General features: G+C 64.1%; 8 protein-coding genes and 1 pseudogene. 5 read left to right on the forward strand and 4 right to left on the reverse strand.

The annotated features are described in order from the left end of the window. Nucleotides 1-2: 2 nt before the first annotated feature. Nucleotides 3-1,799, reverse strand: coding sequence for an allophanate hydrolase (gene atzF / locus JN756_RS16895; protein WP_177030391.1), 1,797 nt, complete (start codon nt 1,797-1,799; stop codon nt 3-5). Nucleotides 1,800-2,055: 256 nt separating this feature from the next. On the opposite strand from atzF, the gene JN756_RS16900 reads away from it, so the two are divergent. Both JN756_RS16900 and JN756_RS16905 read left to right on the forward strand, forming a co-directional pair. Continuing rightward, nucleotides 2,056-3,432 (forward strand): pyridoxal-phosphate dependent enzyme, encoded by a 1,377-nt coding sequence (locus JN756_RS16900; RefSeq protein WP_057004613.1) that lies wholly within the window; start codon nt 2,056-2,058, stop codon nt 3,430-3,432. Beyond that, nucleotides 3,429-4,595 (forward strand): cystathionine gamma-synthase, encoded by a 1,167-nt coding sequence (locus JN756_RS16905; RefSeq protein ID WP_057004614.1) that lies wholly within the window; start codon nt 3,429-3,431, stop codon nt 4,593-4,595. The genes JN756_RS16900 and JN756_RS16905 overlap by 4 nt, the downstream gene beginning before the upstream one ends. Before the next feature lie 40 nt (nt 4,596-4,635). Here JN756_RS16905 and JN756_RS16910 read toward each other — a convergent pair whose 3' ends face one another. Further along, a complete protein-coding gene (locus JN756_RS16910) occupies nt 4,636-6,834 on the reverse strand; it encodes an OsmC domain/YcaO domain-containing protein (RefSeq protein WP_126588531.1) in 2,199 nt (732 codons plus the stop codon). 297 nt (nt 6,835-7,131) lie between these two features. Here JN756_RS16910 and JN756_RS32445 point away from each other — a divergent pair. Both JN756_RS32445 and JN756_RS16915 read left to right on the forward strand, forming a co-directional pair. Further along, nucleotides 7,132-7,320 (forward strand): annotated as a pseudogene (locus JN756_RS32445) (PAS domain-containing protein); the annotation flags it as partial. Nucleotides 7,321-7,572: 252 nt separating this feature from the next. Continuing rightward, nucleotides 7,573-8,613 (forward strand): methyl-accepting chemotaxis protein, encoded by a 1,041-nt coding sequence (locus JN756_RS16915; RefSeq protein ID WP_411221045.1) that lies wholly within the window; start codon nt 7,573-7,575, stop codon nt 8,611-8,613. 74 nt (nt 8,614-8,687) lie between these two features. Here the strand turns inward: JN756_RS16915 and nirD are convergent, their stop codons facing one another. Together nirD and nirB are read right to left on the reverse strand one after the other, a co-directional pair. Then, nucleotides 8,688-9,050 carry a nitrite reductase small subunit NirD gene (gene nirD, locus JN756_RS16920; protein WP_017846422.1) on the reverse strand — a complete coding sequence of 121 codons (363 nt, stop codon included), beginning with the start codon at nt 9,048-9,050 and terminating at the stop codon, nt 8,688-8,690. Then, on the reverse strand, nt 9,050-11,611 hold the full coding sequence (gene nirB, locus JN756_RS16925; protein ID WP_017846423.1) for a nitrite reductase large subunit NirB: 2,562 nt from the start codon (nt 11,609-11,611) through the stop codon (nt 9,050-9,052). The genes nirD and nirB overlap by 1 nt, the downstream gene beginning before the upstream one ends. 517 nt (nt 11,612-12,128) lie before the next feature. Here nirB and JN756_RS16930 point away from each other — a divergent pair. After that, complete coding sequence (locus JN756_RS16930) at nt 12,129-16,184, forward strand: bifunctional nitrate reductase/sulfite reductase flavoprotein subunit alpha (protein ID WP_201021100.1); 4,056 nt, start codon at nt 12,129-12,131, stop codon at nt 16,182-16,184. Nucleotides 16,185-16,247 lie beyond the last annotated feature (63 nt).

The raw sequence follows: 16,247 nt of genomic DNA on the forward strand, positions 1-16,247 counted from the left end.
GCTTAGCCCCGGCTCGCGATAAAGGCGCGCCAGCCGCCGAATTCGGTGATGTCGAGCGCATCGGCCAGGGCCCAGGGTTCGCAGATAAAGCCTTTGACGCTGCGCCCGTCGGTCAGGCTCAGGTTGCCAATGCCCAGCGGTGCGGGGACTTCGGCGACGAACTCGCCAAAGCGGGCGATGGGCATGTCCCACAGCTCGACGATGATCGAGCGGCCACTGTCCGCCCTGGCCAGCCCAGGCTTGGGCGGCACGGTGCCCGGTAGCGCGTAGAGTCGATAGCTGTCGGCGGTCAGCGTTTGCTCCACCAGCACCGCATTGCGCGTGGTCAGTTGGAAATTCAGCGGCATGCCGCTCAGGTGTGCGCCGACCACCGCCAGGCGCACGCTGCCGGGCGCGGGGGTTGGTGCGGCCGGTGCGGGCAACTCGCGCGCAGTGGCGCCCAGCGGCAGGCCGAGGCCGGCTTGCCAGCGCTTGCCCAAGTGGGCCAGGGCCGTGTCGTGCCAGGCCGGCGCCAACAAGGTGATGCCGCTGGGCAAGCCATCTGCGCGCAAGCCGGCGGGCAGCGCCAGCGCGCACAGGTCCGCCAGGTTGGTGAAGTTGGTGTAATAGCCGAATTGCGAGTTGTAGCGCACCGGCTCCAGCGCCATCTCGGCCTGGGTGCGAATCGTCGGCGAGGTCGGCACCAGCAATGCGTCGAAGCCCGCCAGCGTGTCGTTGATGCGCCGGCTCAGGTCGGCGCGCAGGTATTCGGCTTTGTAGGCGTCGCAGGCGCTGTACTCAAGCCCGTTTTCGACGATGCCGCGCACCACCGGGTTGATCGCGTCCGGCTGCTGTTCAAGCATGCTGTGCAGGGCGACCGTGCGCTCGGCGACCCATGGGCCGAAATACAACTGGTCCGCCAGCGCCTTGAACGGGCTGAAATCCACTGGGGTGATCTGCGCCCCCAACGCCTTGAAGCGCTCGACGGCCTGCTCGAATACGGCCTGGTTCTGGGTATCGCCGAAGAACTCCAGGGTCGCCGGAATGGCGAGTTTGATCGCACGCCCCACCGCCACCGGCGCGGTATGGGGGTTGGCGCGGGAATAGGCGTCGCTCGCGTCGTAGCCTTCGGCCACTTGCGCCACGGATTCGGCGTCTTCCACGGTCAGGGCAAACACCGAGATGCAATCCACCGTGCGGCACGCAGGCACCAGGCCGGTATTGGACAGGCGGCCTTTGCTGGGTTTTAACCCGACGATGTTGTTGAACCCCGCCGGCACCCGACCGGAGCCGGCGGTGTCGGTGCCCAGGGAGAACGCCACCAAACCCCGGGCGACCACCGAGGCGGAACCGGAGCTGGAACCGCCGCTGACATACGCCGGATTGAAGCTGTTGACCACCGCGCCATACGGCGAGCGGGTGCCCACCAGGCCGGTGGCGAACTGATCGAGGTTGGTCTTGCCCATCAGGATCGCACCGGCCGCACGCAGCTTGGCGACGACGCTCGCATCCGACGCCGGGGCGTAGGCAAATTCCGGACACGCCGCCGTGGTCTCCCAACCGGCCGCGTCGATGTTGTCCTTGATCGCAAACGGCACGCCATACAACGGCAACTGGGTCATATCGCCACCGACCGCCGCCAGCCGCTCGCTCAATTGCGCCAACTGCGCCGTCAGTTGTTCAGGCCGCGCGCGGGCGATCCAGGCGTTGTCGGCGGCGGCGTATTGCGCGGCCAGGGTCAGCACGATGTCCGGGGTGATCGTCCCGTTGCGATAGGCCTCACGCCATTCGCCGAGGGTCCAGCCGATAACACTCTGCATAAGGGTCTCCATCTTGTATCCAAGTTTGGATTTGTTTCTAGCAAACCCCAGGCCAGCTGCGCACACCCAACGATTGCGCGGGTTCGCGCCCAGGCGGCGCGGCAAGACTGCCCACCGATGGCGCACCGAGCCTTCGCTCATGCGCCAAAAAAAGACAGCCGGCCGACCGCGCAGTTGCGACCCGTGCAATAGCGGCCTATGTTCCAAGCCACGCTTTGCCGTTTGCTGTCCCCCCACCCTACACCCAGGTGACGACATGCCCACGCTTGCCCGCCCCGCCGTGCTTGAACTGATCGGCAACACTCCGCTGGTGCGGATCAGCCGCTTCGACACCGGCCCCTGCACGCTGTTTCTCAAACTCGAATCGCAAAACCCCGGCGGCTCGATCAAGGATCGCATCGGCCTGGCGATGATCGACGCCGCCGAGCGCGACGGCCGCCTGCGCGTCGGCGGCACGATTGTCGAAGCCACCGCCGGCAACACCGGGCTGGGCCTGGCGCTGGTGGGCCGGGCGAAAGGCTACCGGGTGGTGCTGGTGGTGCCCGACAAGATGTCCACCGAAAAGGTGCTGCACCTCAAGGCCATGGGCGCCGAAGTGCATATCACCCGCTCCGATGTCGGCAAGGGCCACCCCGAGTACTATCAGGACGTGGCCGCGCGCCTGGCCAAGGACATCCCGGGCTCGTTCTTCGCCGACCAGTTCAATAACCCGGCCAACCCGCTCGCCCACGAAACCAGCACCGCGCCGGAGCTCTGGGCGCAGACCGAGCATGACCTCGACGCGATTGTGGTCGGCGTCGGTTCGGCCGGCACGCTCACCGGGCTGACGCGCTTCTTCAAGCGGGTGCAGCCGGCGCTGGAGATGGTGCTGGCCGACCCCGTCGGTTCGGTGATGGCCGAGTACAGCCGCAGTGGCACCCTGGTCACCCCGGGTTCCTGGGCGGTGGAAGGCATCGGCGAAGACTTCGTCCCCTCGATTGCCGACCTGTCTAGCGTGCGCCACGCCTACTCCATCAGCGATGAAGAGAGCTTCGACCACGCCCGCCAGTTGCTCAAGGCCGAAGGCATTCTCGGCGGCTCGTCCACCGGCACCCTGCTCGCCGCAGCCTTGCGCTATTGCCGCGCACAGACCGCGCCCAAGCGCGTGGTCAGCTTCGTCTGCGACACCGGCACGCGCTACCTGTCGAAGGTCTACAACGACCAATGGATGAGCGACGCGGGCTTGCTGCACTACAAGCACTACGGCGACCTGCGCGACCTGATCGCCCGGCGCTTCGAAGACGGCCGCGTGATCAGCGTCAGCCCCGACGACACCCTGCTCACCGCCTTCCAGCGCATGCGCCTGGCCGATGTCTCGCAATTGCCGGTGCTGGTGAACGGCCAGGCACTGGTGGGTGTGATCGACGAATCCGACATCCTGCTGGGCCTGCACCACGACGCCGCGGACTTTTCCATGATCGTCGCCAGCGCCATGACCGAAACCTTGCACACCCTCGACCCCAGCGCCAGCCTCGCCGAGTTGCAGGCGGAGCTGGATCGCGGCCTGGTCGCCATCATCGCCGACGCGTCGGGCTTCCATGGCCTGATCACCCGTGTCGACCTGCTCAATCACCTGCGGAGATCCCTTGCATGAGTCAGCCCGATAAAAGCGCGTTTGCCACCCGTGTGATCCACGCCGGGCAATCGCCCGACCCGACCACCGGCGCGCTGATGCCGCCGATCTACGCCAATTCCACCTACCGGCAAGACAGCCCCGGCGTACACAAGGGCTTCGACTATGGCCGCTCCCACAACCCCACGCGGTTCGCCCTGGAGCGCTGCGTGGCCGACCTGGAGGGCGGCCGCCAGGCGTTTGCCTTTGCCTCGGGGCTGGCGGCGATTTCCACCGTGCTGGAGTTGCTGGATGCCGGCAGCCATGTCGTCTCCGGCAACGACCTGTATGGCGGCACCTTCCGCCTGTTCGACAAGGTGCGCCAACGCAGCGCCGGGCATCGTTTCAGTTATGTCGACTTGAGCGATGTGCAAGCGTTTGAAGCAGCGTTGCAGGACGACACGCGCATGGTCTGGGTCGAGACGCCCAGCAACCCGCTGCTGAGCCTGACCGACCTCAGCGCCATCGCGCGCATCTGCCGCGCCCGCGGCATCCTCTGCGTGGCCGACAACACCTTCGCCAGCCCGTGGATCCAGCGCCCGCTGGAGCTGGGTTGCGACATCGTGGTGCATTCCACCACCAAATACCTCAATGGCCACTCCGACGTGATCGGCGGCATCGCAATTGTCGGTGACAACCCCGAACTGGCCGAGCGCCTGGGCTTCCTGCAGAACTCGGTCGGCGCCATCGCCGGGCCGTTCGACGCCTTCCTGACCCTGCGCGGCGTGAAAACCCTGGCCCTGCGCATGGAGCGCCATTGCAGCAATGCACTGGACCTGGCGAGCTGGCTCGAACACCAACCGCAGGTGGCGCGGGTTCACTACCCGGGCCTGGTCTCGCACCCCCAGCACGCCCTGGCACGTCGGCAGATGCGCGGGTTTGGCGGGATGATTTCGGTGGTATTGAACAGCGACCTGGCCGGCGCCAGGCGTTTCCTGGAACACGTCAAACTCTTCGCCCTGGCCGAAAGCCTCGGCGGCGTGGAAAGCCTGATCGAACACCCGGCGATCATGACCCATGCCAGCATCCCGGCAGCGACGCGGGCGCAATTGGGCATTGGCGATGGGTTGGTGCGGTTGTCGGTGGGGGTTGAAGATGTGGAGGACTTGCGCGCAGACCTCGCGCAAGCCTTGGCCTATATCTAATGTGGGAGGGGGCTTGCCCCCTCCCACACTGGGTACCGCGTCAGGCCAGGGTGACGTTGGCCCGCGCGCTGTGCAGTTTTTTATAGCTCTCGATCAAGCGCAGATGCCGGTCCAGCCCTTCCAGCTTCATGCTGGTCGGCGTCAATCCATAAAAGCGCACACTGCCGTTGACCGAGCCGATCACCGCATCCATCCGCTCGTTACCAAACATCCGCCGGAAGTTGGCCTCGTAGTCCGCCAATTCCAGGTCTTCATCCAGTTCCATCTCCAGCACCGCGTTCACCGCCTGGTAGAACAGGCCGCGCTCGACGGTGTTGTCGTTGTACTGCAGGAACATTTCCACCGCTTCCTTCGCTTCCTCGTACTGTTGCAGGGCGAGGTAGATCAGCAGCTTCAATTCGAGGATGGTCAGTTGGCCCCAGGCGGTGTTGTCGTCGAACTCGATGCCGATCAAGGTGGTGATATCGGTGTAGTCGTCCAGTTCGCTTTCCACCAGGCGTTCGGCCAGGGCCTTGAGTTGCGCGTCATCCAGGCGATGCAGGTTGAGGATGTCGGCACGGAAAAACAGCGCTTTGTTGGTGTTGTCCCAGATCAGGTCGTCCACCGGATAGATTTCCGAGTAGTCCGGCACCAGGATGCGGCAGGCGGTGGCACCGAGGTGCTCATACACCGCCATGTACGATTCCTTGCCCATGTTCTCGAGAATGCCGAACAGCGTCGCGGCTTCTTCGGCGTTGGAATTTTCGCCCTGCCCGGAGAAGTCCCACTCGACGAATTCGTAATCCGAGCGGGCACTGAAGAAGCGCCACGAGACCACGCCGCTGGAGTCGATAAAGTGCTCGACGAAGTTGTTCGGCTCGGTCACCGCGTGACCTTCGAACGTCGGCTGCGGCAGATCGTTCAGGCCTTCGAAACTGCGGCCTTGGAGCAATTCAGTCAGGCTGCGTTCCAGTGCCACTTCCAGGCTCGGGTGCGCGCCGAACGAGGCAAACACACCGCCGGTACGCGGGTTCATCAAGGTCACGCACATCACCGGGAACTCGCCGCCCAGCGAGGCATCCTTGACCAGCACCGGGAAGCCCTGGGCTTCCAGCCCCTGGATCCCGGCCAGAATACTCGGGTACTTGGCCAGCACGTCAGCCGGCACATCCGGCAGGGCGAATTCACCTTCGATGATTTCACGCTTGACCGCCCGCTCGAAGATCTCCGACAGGCACTGCACCTGGGCTTCGGCCAGGGTGTTGCCGGCGCTCATGCCGTTGCTCAGGTACAGGTTTTCGATCAGGTTGGACGGAAAATACACCACCTCGCCGTCCGACTGGCGCACAAACGGCAGTGCCACAATCCCGCGGTCTTCATTGCCCGAGTTGGTGTCGAACAGGTGCGAGCCACGCAACTCGCCGTCGCGGTTGTAGATGTTCAGGCAGTAGGCGTCGAGGATTTCCGCTGGCAGTTCATCCTTGCGCCCAGGCTGGAACCAGCGCTCGTCCGGGTAATGCACGAACGGCGCATTGGCCAGTTCTTCGCCCCAGAACTGATCGTTATAGAAGAAGTTGCAGTTGAGGCGCTCGATGAACTCGCCCAACGCCGAGGCCAACGCGCTTTCCTTGGTCGCGCCCTTGCCGTTGGTGAAGCACATCGGCGAATGGGCATCGCGGATATGCAGCGACCACACGTTCGGCACGATATTGCGCCACGAGGCGATCTCGATCTTCATGCCCAGGCCGGCCAGGATGCCCGACATGTTGGCGATGGTCTGCTCCAGCGGCAGGTCCTTGCCCACGATGTAGGTGCCCGCCTCGGAAGTGGAATTGGGCATCAACAGGGCCTGGGCGTCGGCGTCGAGGTTTTCCACCTCTTCGATCACGAACTCAGGGCCGGCCTGTACCACTTTCTTCACCGTGCAACGGTCAATGGAGCGCAGGATGCCTTGGCGATCCTTGTCGGAGATATCTGCCGGCAACTCCACCTGGATCTTGAAAATCTGGTTGTAGCGGTTTTCCGGGTCGACAATGTTGTTCTGCGACAACCGGATATTGTCCGTGGGGATATTGCGTGTCTCGCAGTACAACTTCACGAAGTACGCCGCACACAATGCCGACGAAGCCAGGAAGTAATCGAATGGCCCCGGCGCCGACCCGTCGCCTTTATAGCGAATCGGTTGATCGGCGATCACCGTGAAGTCATCGAACTTGGCTTCAAGTCGAAGGTTGTCGAGAAAGTTAACCTTAATTTCCATGCGGGATTACCAAAATAGCGAACTTCAAATTGGCCGCTATTATCCGGCATTTGCGTTTGAAGTCTTGTGCTTTCGCGTTTCGGCCGCCGACTGACAGGGCTGAATACCTGATTTCGACCGCTGCAATGTTGCTGTTTGAGATTGTCAGACAAACAGTCTTCAACTTATCTGAACGGGTGCCGATGTCCTACAGGCAATTCTGGGAGTAGTCGAATGCGCAATAACCAACCCGTGACACAGCGCGAGATTTCGCTCGCGCCTTCGCAGAAGCTCATCTCCGCAACCGATGTTAAAGGGATGATCACTTACTGCAACGATGCTTTTGTCGATATCAGCGGTTTTGAACGCGCCGAGTTGATCGGCGCCCCGCAGAATATCGTGCGCCATCCCGACGTCCCGTCAGCCGTTTTTTCCCATATGTGGTGCGCGCTCAAGCAAGGCCTGCCGTGGATGGGTATCGTCAAGAATCGCTCGAAAAACGGCGACCATTATTGGGTCAATGCTTACGTCACACCGATCTTCGAAGGCAGCCGCGTGGTGGGCTTCGAGTCGGTACGGGTCAAGCCGAGCGCCGATGAGATCCGACGTGCCCAGGCGCTTTACCGGCGTTTGAGCCAGGACAAATCGGCGGTTTCGCGCCGGGACAGTTGGCTGTCGACGTTATTCGACAGCGTGCCCTACGTCGCCACCGGGCTTGCCGGCGCCGTGGGCGGGCTGTTCCTCAGTGCGCCGCTGGCCATGGCCGTGGCGGTAGCCGTTGCGGTACCCGTGAGCATGATCGGCGCGCAGGTGCGTCGGCGTGCAACGTTACGCTTGCTTTCGGGCGTCGAACCGTCGACCTCGGATGCGCTGATTGCGCAGATGTACAGCGATGAACACGGCCCCCAGGGTCGCCTGGAAACCGCGTTCCTCAGCCAGAACGCCCGGCTGAAGACCTGCCTCACCCGCCTGCAGGACAGTGCCGAGCAGCTCAACGCGCTGGCCGGGCAATCCAACCGACTGGCCACGGCCAGCTCGACCGGCCTTGACCGTCAACGCGTCGAAACCGAGCAGGTCTCGGCCGCCGTCAACCAGATGGCCGCAACCACCCAGGAAGTCGCCAGCCATGTGCAGCGCACCGCGGATGCCACCCAGCAAGCCAACGTGCTGACCGGGCGTGGCCGCGAGGTGGCCCGCGATACCCGCGAAGCCATCGAGCGCCTCTCCGCCGTGGTCGGCGAAACCGGTGTCACCGTGGCGCAGTTGGCCCGCGACAGCGACGAAATCGGCACTGTCGTCGACGTGATCAAAGGCATCGCCGACCAGACCAACCTGCTGGCCCTCAACGCCGCGATCGAGGCGGCGCGTGCCGGGGATATGGGCCGCGGCTTTGCCGTAGTCGCCGACGAAGTCCGCCAATTGGCGCAACGCACGTCGCACTCCACCACCCAGATCCATGACTTGATCACCAAGCTCCAGGCGTCGTCCAGCAACGCTGTACAAAGCATGGAACACGGCCAGCGCCAGGCGCAGGAAGGAGTGGCCCGGGTACTTGAGGCCGACCAGGCGCTGGTCGGCATCAGCGAAGCGGTGTCCCACATCACCGAGATGACCACCCAGATCGCCGCCGCCACCGAAGAACAAAGCGCGGTGGCCGAAGAGATCAGCCGCAACATCACCACCATCGCCGAACTGGCCGACCAGACGTCGGTCCAGGCCCATCAATCCGCGGACCTGAGTAAGGAACTGACCCACACCGCGTCCACCCAATACGCACTGGTTGAACGTTTCAACCGCTGACGGCGGATAGGCACGCGCCCATTCTCCACATGCCGCAGGCAACTGGAGGATGGGCGCCTTCGGCCGACCTCGCCTCAACTCACCCCCAACTCCACCACCCCCGCATTCAACCGCACCGGCCATACCCGCAAGCGCTGCTGCGGTGCCTCCAGGCATTGGCCGTCCGCCAGACGGTAATGCTGTTTGTAGATCGGCGCAGCCACCACCAGATCGCCCTTGATACTGCCGACCAGCCCGCGGCCGATCACGTTCGCGCCGGATTCCGGGTCATGGTTGTCGATGGCGTAGAGGGTCTGGTCCGGCGCGTCCGGCAGGTAGAACAGCGCGACTTGTGCGCCGTCGTACCACACCACCACGCCGGAATTGTTCACCAGGTCGCTTTCGCTGCACACGCTTTTCCAGGTGGCAAGGTTACGCAAAGTGTTGGACTGGCTCATCAGGCAAGCTCCTCGATGACGGGAATCAGGTTGAGTTCGGCGGCCATGATCGGCCGGCGCTGGCCGCGTTCGTGGACAAAATGGATGTCCGGATCCGGGCGTTTGTCGTTGACGAAGGTGCGGAAGCGTTTGAGTTTTTCCGGGTCTTTGAGGGCATTGGCCCATTCGCATTCGTACCGGTCGACCACCAGTTGCATTTGCGCTTCGAGTTCGGCGCCCAGGCCCAGGCTGTCGTCGAGGATCACGTCCTTGAGGAAATCCAGGCCGCCTTCCAGGCTTTCACGCCACACCGAGGTGCGTTGCAATTTGTCGGCCGTGCGGATGTAGAACATCAGGAAGCGGTCGATGTAGCGGATCAGCGTGGCGTCATCCAGGTCGGTCGCGAACAGCTCGGCGTGGCGTGGGCGCATGCCGCCGTTACCGGCGATGTAGAGGTTCCAGCCCTTCTCGGTGGCGATCACACCGACGTCTTTGCTTTGCGCTTCGGCGCATTCGCGGGTGCAGCCGGACACCGCGAACTTGAGCTTGTGCGGCGAACGCAGGCCCTTGTAGCGGTCCTCGATCAGCAGCGCCATTTTCACGCTGTCCTGCACGCCGTAGCGGCACCAGGTGCTGCCGACGCACGACTTCACCGTGCGCGTGGATTTGCCGTAGGCGTGCCCGGTTTCAAACCCGGCGTCGATCAGCTCGGCCCAGATGTCCGGCAACTCATGCAGTTGCGCGCCAAACAGGTCGATACGCTGGCCGCCGGTGATCTTGGTGTAGAGCTGGTATTTCTGCGCGACCACACCGATGGCGATGAGTTTTTCTGCGGTGATTTCGCCGCCCGGAATACGCGGCACCACCGAATAGGTGCCGTTCTTCTGCATATTGGCCATGAACGTGTCGTTGGTGTCCTGCAACGGCACCAGCGAGGCGTCCATGATCGGTTGGTTCCAGCACGACGCCAGAATCGAGCCCACCGCCGGTTTGCATACATCGCAACCAGTGTGGCCACGGCCGTGCTTGGCCAGCAACTCTTCGAAGGTGATCACCCCTTCCACGCGTACCAGCGCATACAACTCCTGACGGGTGTAGGCGAAGTGTTCGCACAGGCTCTTGTCGACGCTGACGCCACGGGCGACCAGTTCATGCTCGAACACCTGCTTGAGCAAACCGGCGCAGCCGCCGCAACCGGTGCAGGCCTTGGTCTGCGCCTTGAGCAGGCCAAGGTCGGCGCAACCGCTGTCGATGGCCGCGCAAATCGAACCTTTGGTGACGTTATGGCAGGAGCAGACGGTGGCCGACTCCGGCAACGCGCCAGGGCCGAGGCTCGGTGCGCCGGCGGACGACGGCAAGATCAGGCCGGCCGGTTCGGATGGCAACGCAATGCCGTTCTGCATGTACTGCAGCAAGGTGTCGTAGTAGCTGTTGTCGCCGACCAGCACCGCGCCGATCACCTGCTTGCCGCTGGCGTCCACCACCAGGCGCCGGTAGCTGGCGCTGGCCTCGTCGATGAACTGGTAGCTGCGCGCACCGGGGGTGTGTGCATGGGCGTCGCCGATGGAACCCACGTCCACCCCCAGCAGTTTGAGTTTGGTCGACATGTCCGCGCCGACAAAGGGCTCGGCGGTCTGCCCGCACAACAGGGCGGCCACCCCTCGGGCCATCTGGTAACCCGGCGCGACCAGGCCGAACAGGCTGCCGTTCCACGACGCACACTCGCCGATCGCGTAGATGTCCGGGTCGCTGCTCAGGCATTCATCATTGATCACCACCCCGCCGCGCGGGCCGATCTCCAGGCCGGCCTGGCGGGCCAGTGCGTCCTGGGCGCGGATGCCAGCGGAGAACACGATAAGATCAGTTTCCAGAAATTCGTCATTGGCAAAGTTCATGCGATAGCGGTACTGCTCGCCCGCGCTGATCGATTGAGTGGCGCGGGACAAATGCACGCCCACGCCCAGGCGCTCGATCTGCGCCTTGAGCGCCAGCCCGCCGAAGTCATCCAGTTGCACCGGCATCAAGCGCGGCGCGAACTCCACCACATGGGCTTCAAGGCCCAGGCTTTTCAGGGCGTTGGCGGCTTCCAGGCCGAGCAGACCACCGCCGACCACCACGCCACGCCGCGCATTCGCGGCGGCGCCACGGATGGCATCGAGGTCTTCAAGGGTACGGTAGACCAGCCGCGAATCGCCTTGCGCGCCGTCGATCGGCGGCACAAACGGGTAAGAGCCGGTTGCCAGGACCAATTTGTCATACGCCACGCTGCCTGTGGCGGTGATCACCTCACGGCGGGCGCGGTCGATTTCCAGTACCGGCGCCCCCAGGTGCAGGGTCACGCCCGGCGTCTGGTACAGCGAAGCGTGCGACAACGCCAGCGACTCGGCATCACGGCCAGTGAAGTATTCGGACAAATGCACGCGGTCATAGGCACGCATCGGCTCTTCGCTGAACACATGCAGGCGATAGTGCTCCAGGGCGCCGCGCTCGATCAGTTGCGCCACACAATGATGGCCGACCATGCCATTGCCGACGACGATCAGGGTTTTCAGCTGTTTCAGACTGGCGAGAGTGGAATTCATATCAAGCACCCGACAAAGCTCATCACGGTTTAAAAAGCAAAAAAAAACGCCTGAAACCTTGCGGTTCCAGGCGCCTTTGCCTGTTCTGATGCGGGGTCGATCCGGACGTCTTCGCCGGTTCTACCGCTGGTGCCCATGACCTGTATGGCCTGTCGATCGTCGTTGACCGAGGTGGGTTGTACAGTGTGCTTGCAGGCTCTGTGCCAACCAGCCGCCATGCCCGTCGCAAAGGCTGCAAACGGTGCTCAACCCTGCCAGACACCGCTGGTTGTGCCTCCAACTGGTGCGCTCCGGCGTCATAAAAGTGCATTTCTGCGCGTGACGGGCCCGCGCTGGGGGCAACCAGGCCCGTCACAGCGGCGTGTGAAAAACCTGGCGCGTGACTTGCTAGGAATACGCATACCAAGCAGTCAACGCAGACTGCCACTCACGACAAAGGCGCCGTGTAATCCCCGTTTCCAACGGAGGGTTGCAGGGCGTTTTTTTATGGGCGGCAGAAATGATCCGAGGGTTACCGATGGCAAACCAAAGTGTACGCAGCGTGTGTCCTTATTGTGGCGTGGGCTGCGGCATCGTCATGCAGGTCGAGCACAACCGCGTGGTCAAGGTGATCGGCGACAAGGCCCACCCCACCAACGCCGGCCGGCTCTGCACCAAAGGCACCACCTGCGGGCAAGCCATCGCCGAGTCCGGCCGCATGGAAAACGCCTACCTGCGCCAGGCGCGGGAGCATGACCCGGTGCGGATCGGCATGGACAAGGCCATCAGCGAGACCGCCGGCCGCTTGCGCGCCGTCCTCGACCGCGATGGCCCGGACGCCCTGGCGTTCTACGTGTCCGGGCAGATGTCGCTGGAAGCCCAGTACCTGATCAACAAATTGGCCAAGGGCTTTGTGCGGACCGCGCATATCGAATCCAACTCACGCCTGTGCATGGCCAGCGCCGGCAGCGGCTACAAACTCTCCCTCGGTGCCGACGGGCCGCCCGGCTCGTATGAAGACTTCGACCGCGCCGACCTGTTCTTCGTGATCGGCGCCAACATGGCCGACTGTCACCCGATCCTGTTCCTGCGCATGATGGACCGGGTCAAGGCCGGCGCCAGACTGATCGTGGTCGACCCGCGGCGCAGCGCCACGGCCGACAAGGCCAACCTGTTCCTGCCGATCAAGCCGGGCACCGACCTCGCGCTGCTCAACGGTTTGCTGCACCTGCTGGTGAAAAACGGGCACACCGACCCGGCCTTTATCGCCGCGTTCACCGAAGGCTGGGAGGCCATGCCCGGCTTTCTGGAAGACTACCCGCCGCAGCGGGTCGCCGAACTGACCGGCCTGGCCGAAGCCGACATCCGCCAAGCCGCCGACTGGATCGGCCAGGCCGCCGAGTGGATGAGCTGCTGGACCATGGGCCTCAACCAAAGCACCCACGGCACCTGGAACACCAACGCGCTGTGCAACCTGCACCTGGCCACCGGCGCGATCTGCCGCCCCGGCAGCGGGCCGTTCTCCCTGACCGGGCAACCCAACGCCATGGGCGGTCGTGAAATGGGCTACATGGGCCCCGGCCTGCCTGGGCAGCGCTCGGTGCTGGTCGACGCCGACCGCGCATTTATCGAAGCACTGTGGAACCTGCCCGCCGACAGCCTGCCGCGCCAGGCCGGCAGTGGCACCGTGGGCATGTTCGAACAAATGGCGGCCGGGCAGATCAAAGCCTGCTGGATCATCTGCACCAATCCGGTGGCCAGCGCACCCAATCGCCAGACCGTGATCGAAGCGCTGCAAAGCGCCGAACTGGTGATCACCCAGGATGCGTTCCTCGATACCGAGACCAATCGCTACGCCGACATCCTCTTGCCCGGCGCGCTGTGGGCCGAAGCCGAAGGGGTGATGATCAACTCCGAGCGCAACCTGACCCTGATGCAAAAAGCCGTGGAGCCACCCGGCGAGTCGCTGGCCGACTGGCAGATCATCGCCAGGGTCGCGTGCGAAATGGGCTTCGCCGACGCCTTCACGTATGCGTCCGCCGCCGAGGTGTTCGACGAGATCAAGCGCGCCTGGAACCCCGCCACCGGCTACGACATTCGCGGCGCCAGCCATGCGCGCCTGCGCGAACGACCGCTGCAATGGCCGTGCGCGTCGATTGAGGCCGCAGAGCGCAACCCGATCCGCTACTTGAACAACGGCATCAACCAGCCCCTCAAGACCGACGCCGACGGCCGCCAGCCGACGATCGTTTTCGCCACCGAACACGGCAAAGCCCGGTTTTTCCCACGCCCGCACCTGTCCCCGGCGGAAATGCCCGATGAAGCGTTCCCGTTCGTGCTCAACACCGGCCGCCTGCAACACCAGTGGCACACCCTGACCAAGACCGGCAAGGTCGCCACGCTGAACAAACTCAACCCCGGCCCTTTCGTGGAAATCCACCCCGACGACGCCGCCAGCCTGGGCATCAAGCACAAAGACCCGGTCGAGGTGCGCTCACGACGCGGCCGCGCCGTGCTGCCCGCAGTGATCAGCGACCGTGTGCGGGCGGGCAACTGTTTTGCGCCGTTTCACTGGAACGATGTGTTCGGCGACAACCTGGCGATCAACGCCGTGACCCATGACGCGGTCGACCCGATTTCGCTGCAGCCCGAGTTCAAGTTCTGTGCGGTCGCCCTGCAACGGGTCGAGCTGATCGAGCACCAGTTCCTCGATGTATCGGCACCGGCCGCCCACCCCGTTTCCCCCTTAACAGAGGAACTCGCCATGTCGCGCCTCGACGCCTTCGCCGACCTGGTCGGCATCCGCAACCTGCCGTCGCCGTCATTGAGCGACAATGAGCGTACCTACCTCGCCGGTTTTCTCAGTGGCCTGCAATCCAGTGCTGCGCGCCAGGCCAGCGGTGTTCCGACACTGCCGGCGAATGCGCCCGTGGCCAGGGACGCGCGGCTGTGGCTGGACGGCCTGTTGGGCGGCTTGTTCAGCCGCACCGAGGCCAGCGCCGTGGCACCGGCGCCCGCTGCCGACACCCCGGCCGTCACCTTGCTGTGGGCCTCGCAAACCGGCAACGCCGAAGCCTTGGCCGAGCGCTTTGCCCAACGCCTGCGCGCCGGCGGCATCGCGGTGGAGCTGAGCGCGATGGCGGACTTCCCCGCGAGCAAACTGGCGCACACGCAGAACCTCGCGCTGATCAGCAGCACCTTCGGCGACGGCGACCCGCCGGACAATGGCGAAGGTTTCTGGCACAGCCTGACCCTCGCCGAAACCCGCCTGGAGTCGCTGCGCTTCGCGGTACTGGCGTTGGGTGATCCCAACTACGACCAGTTCTGCCAGCACGGCAAACAACTCGACCGGCGCCTGCTCGAATTGGGCGCCACGCGCTTGCTGGAGCGCGTCGACTGCGATACCGAATTCGAAGAGCGCGCCGATGCCTGGTTCACACAGTTCCTACACACCCTCAGCCCGGCAACGCCCGTCGCGCTCGCCACGCCGAGCGGCAAACCCAAGCCTCATGCGTCACGGTTGCTGCTCAACCTGCACCTGAACCAGCAAAGTCCGCACAAGGAAACCCGCCAGTTCTCCCTGGACCTGGCGGACTCCGCGCTGACCTACGAAGCCGGCGACGCCCTGGGAGTGATGCCACGCAACTGCCCGGAACTGGTCAGCGAGTTGCTCGAGCTGACGCGCCTGGGTTCCAGCACCTGCGTAAACATCGACAGACTCGGCGACGTGCCGCTGCACCAGGCCCTGACCGAGCACTTTGAAATTGCCCGGCCCAACAGCGAGACCCTGGCCTTCATTGCCGCACGCAGCGCCAACCCAGGCCTTAAACACCTGCTCGAACCTGAGCGCAAAGCCGAACTGAAAGATTGGCTGTGGGGCCGGCAACTGGCGGACGTGCTGCACGAATACCCCGTCGACTGCTCGGCGGACGAACTGCTCGGCACGCTCAAGCGCCTGCAACCGCGCTTGTATTCGATCGCGTCCAGCGCCAAGGCGTACCCGCGTGAAGTCCACCTCACCGTGGCGGCCGTGCGCTACGGCAAGCGCAAGGGGGTGTCGTCCACCTTCCTCGCCGACCGTGCCGGCAACGGCGAAGTGCCGGTGTTCGTGCAGCCCTCCAAGCACTTCCGGCTTCCCGCCGACGGCGATGTGCCGATCATCATGATCGGCCCCGGCACCGGCGTGGCGCCCTTCCGCGCGTTTTTGCAGGAACGTCGGGCCCTGGGGCATCAGGGCCGCAACTGGCTGTTTTTCGGTGAGCAACATGCGGCGAGCGATTTTTACTACCAGGATGAACTGCAGGGCATGCAGCGCGACGGTTTGCTCAGCCACCTGAGTCTGGCGTTTTCCCGCGACCAGGCGCAGAAGATCTACGTGCAGGATCGCATCCGCGAACACGGCGCCGAGCTGTGGCGCTGGCTGCAGGAAGGCGCGCAGTTGTATATCTGCGGGGATGCCAGCCACATGGCCAAGGATGTCGACCAGGCGCTGCGCCAGGTTGCCCATCGCCACGGCGGGCTGGGCGTCGAGAGCGCCGTCGATTACTGGCGGCGGATGAGTGAGCAGAAGCGTTACTTGCGCGATGTCTACTGAGCCGTGACAGAACGGTCACGCCGCGTCAGTGTCGGCGTGACCGATGACATCAGCGCTGAAATC

The sequence above is a fragment of the Pseudomonas sp. Y39-6 genome, from assembly GCF_023651955.1.
GTDB classification, from domain to species: domain Bacteria; phylum Pseudomonadota; class Gammaproteobacteria; order Pseudomonadales; family Pseudomonadaceae; genus Aquipseudomonas; species Aquipseudomonas veronii.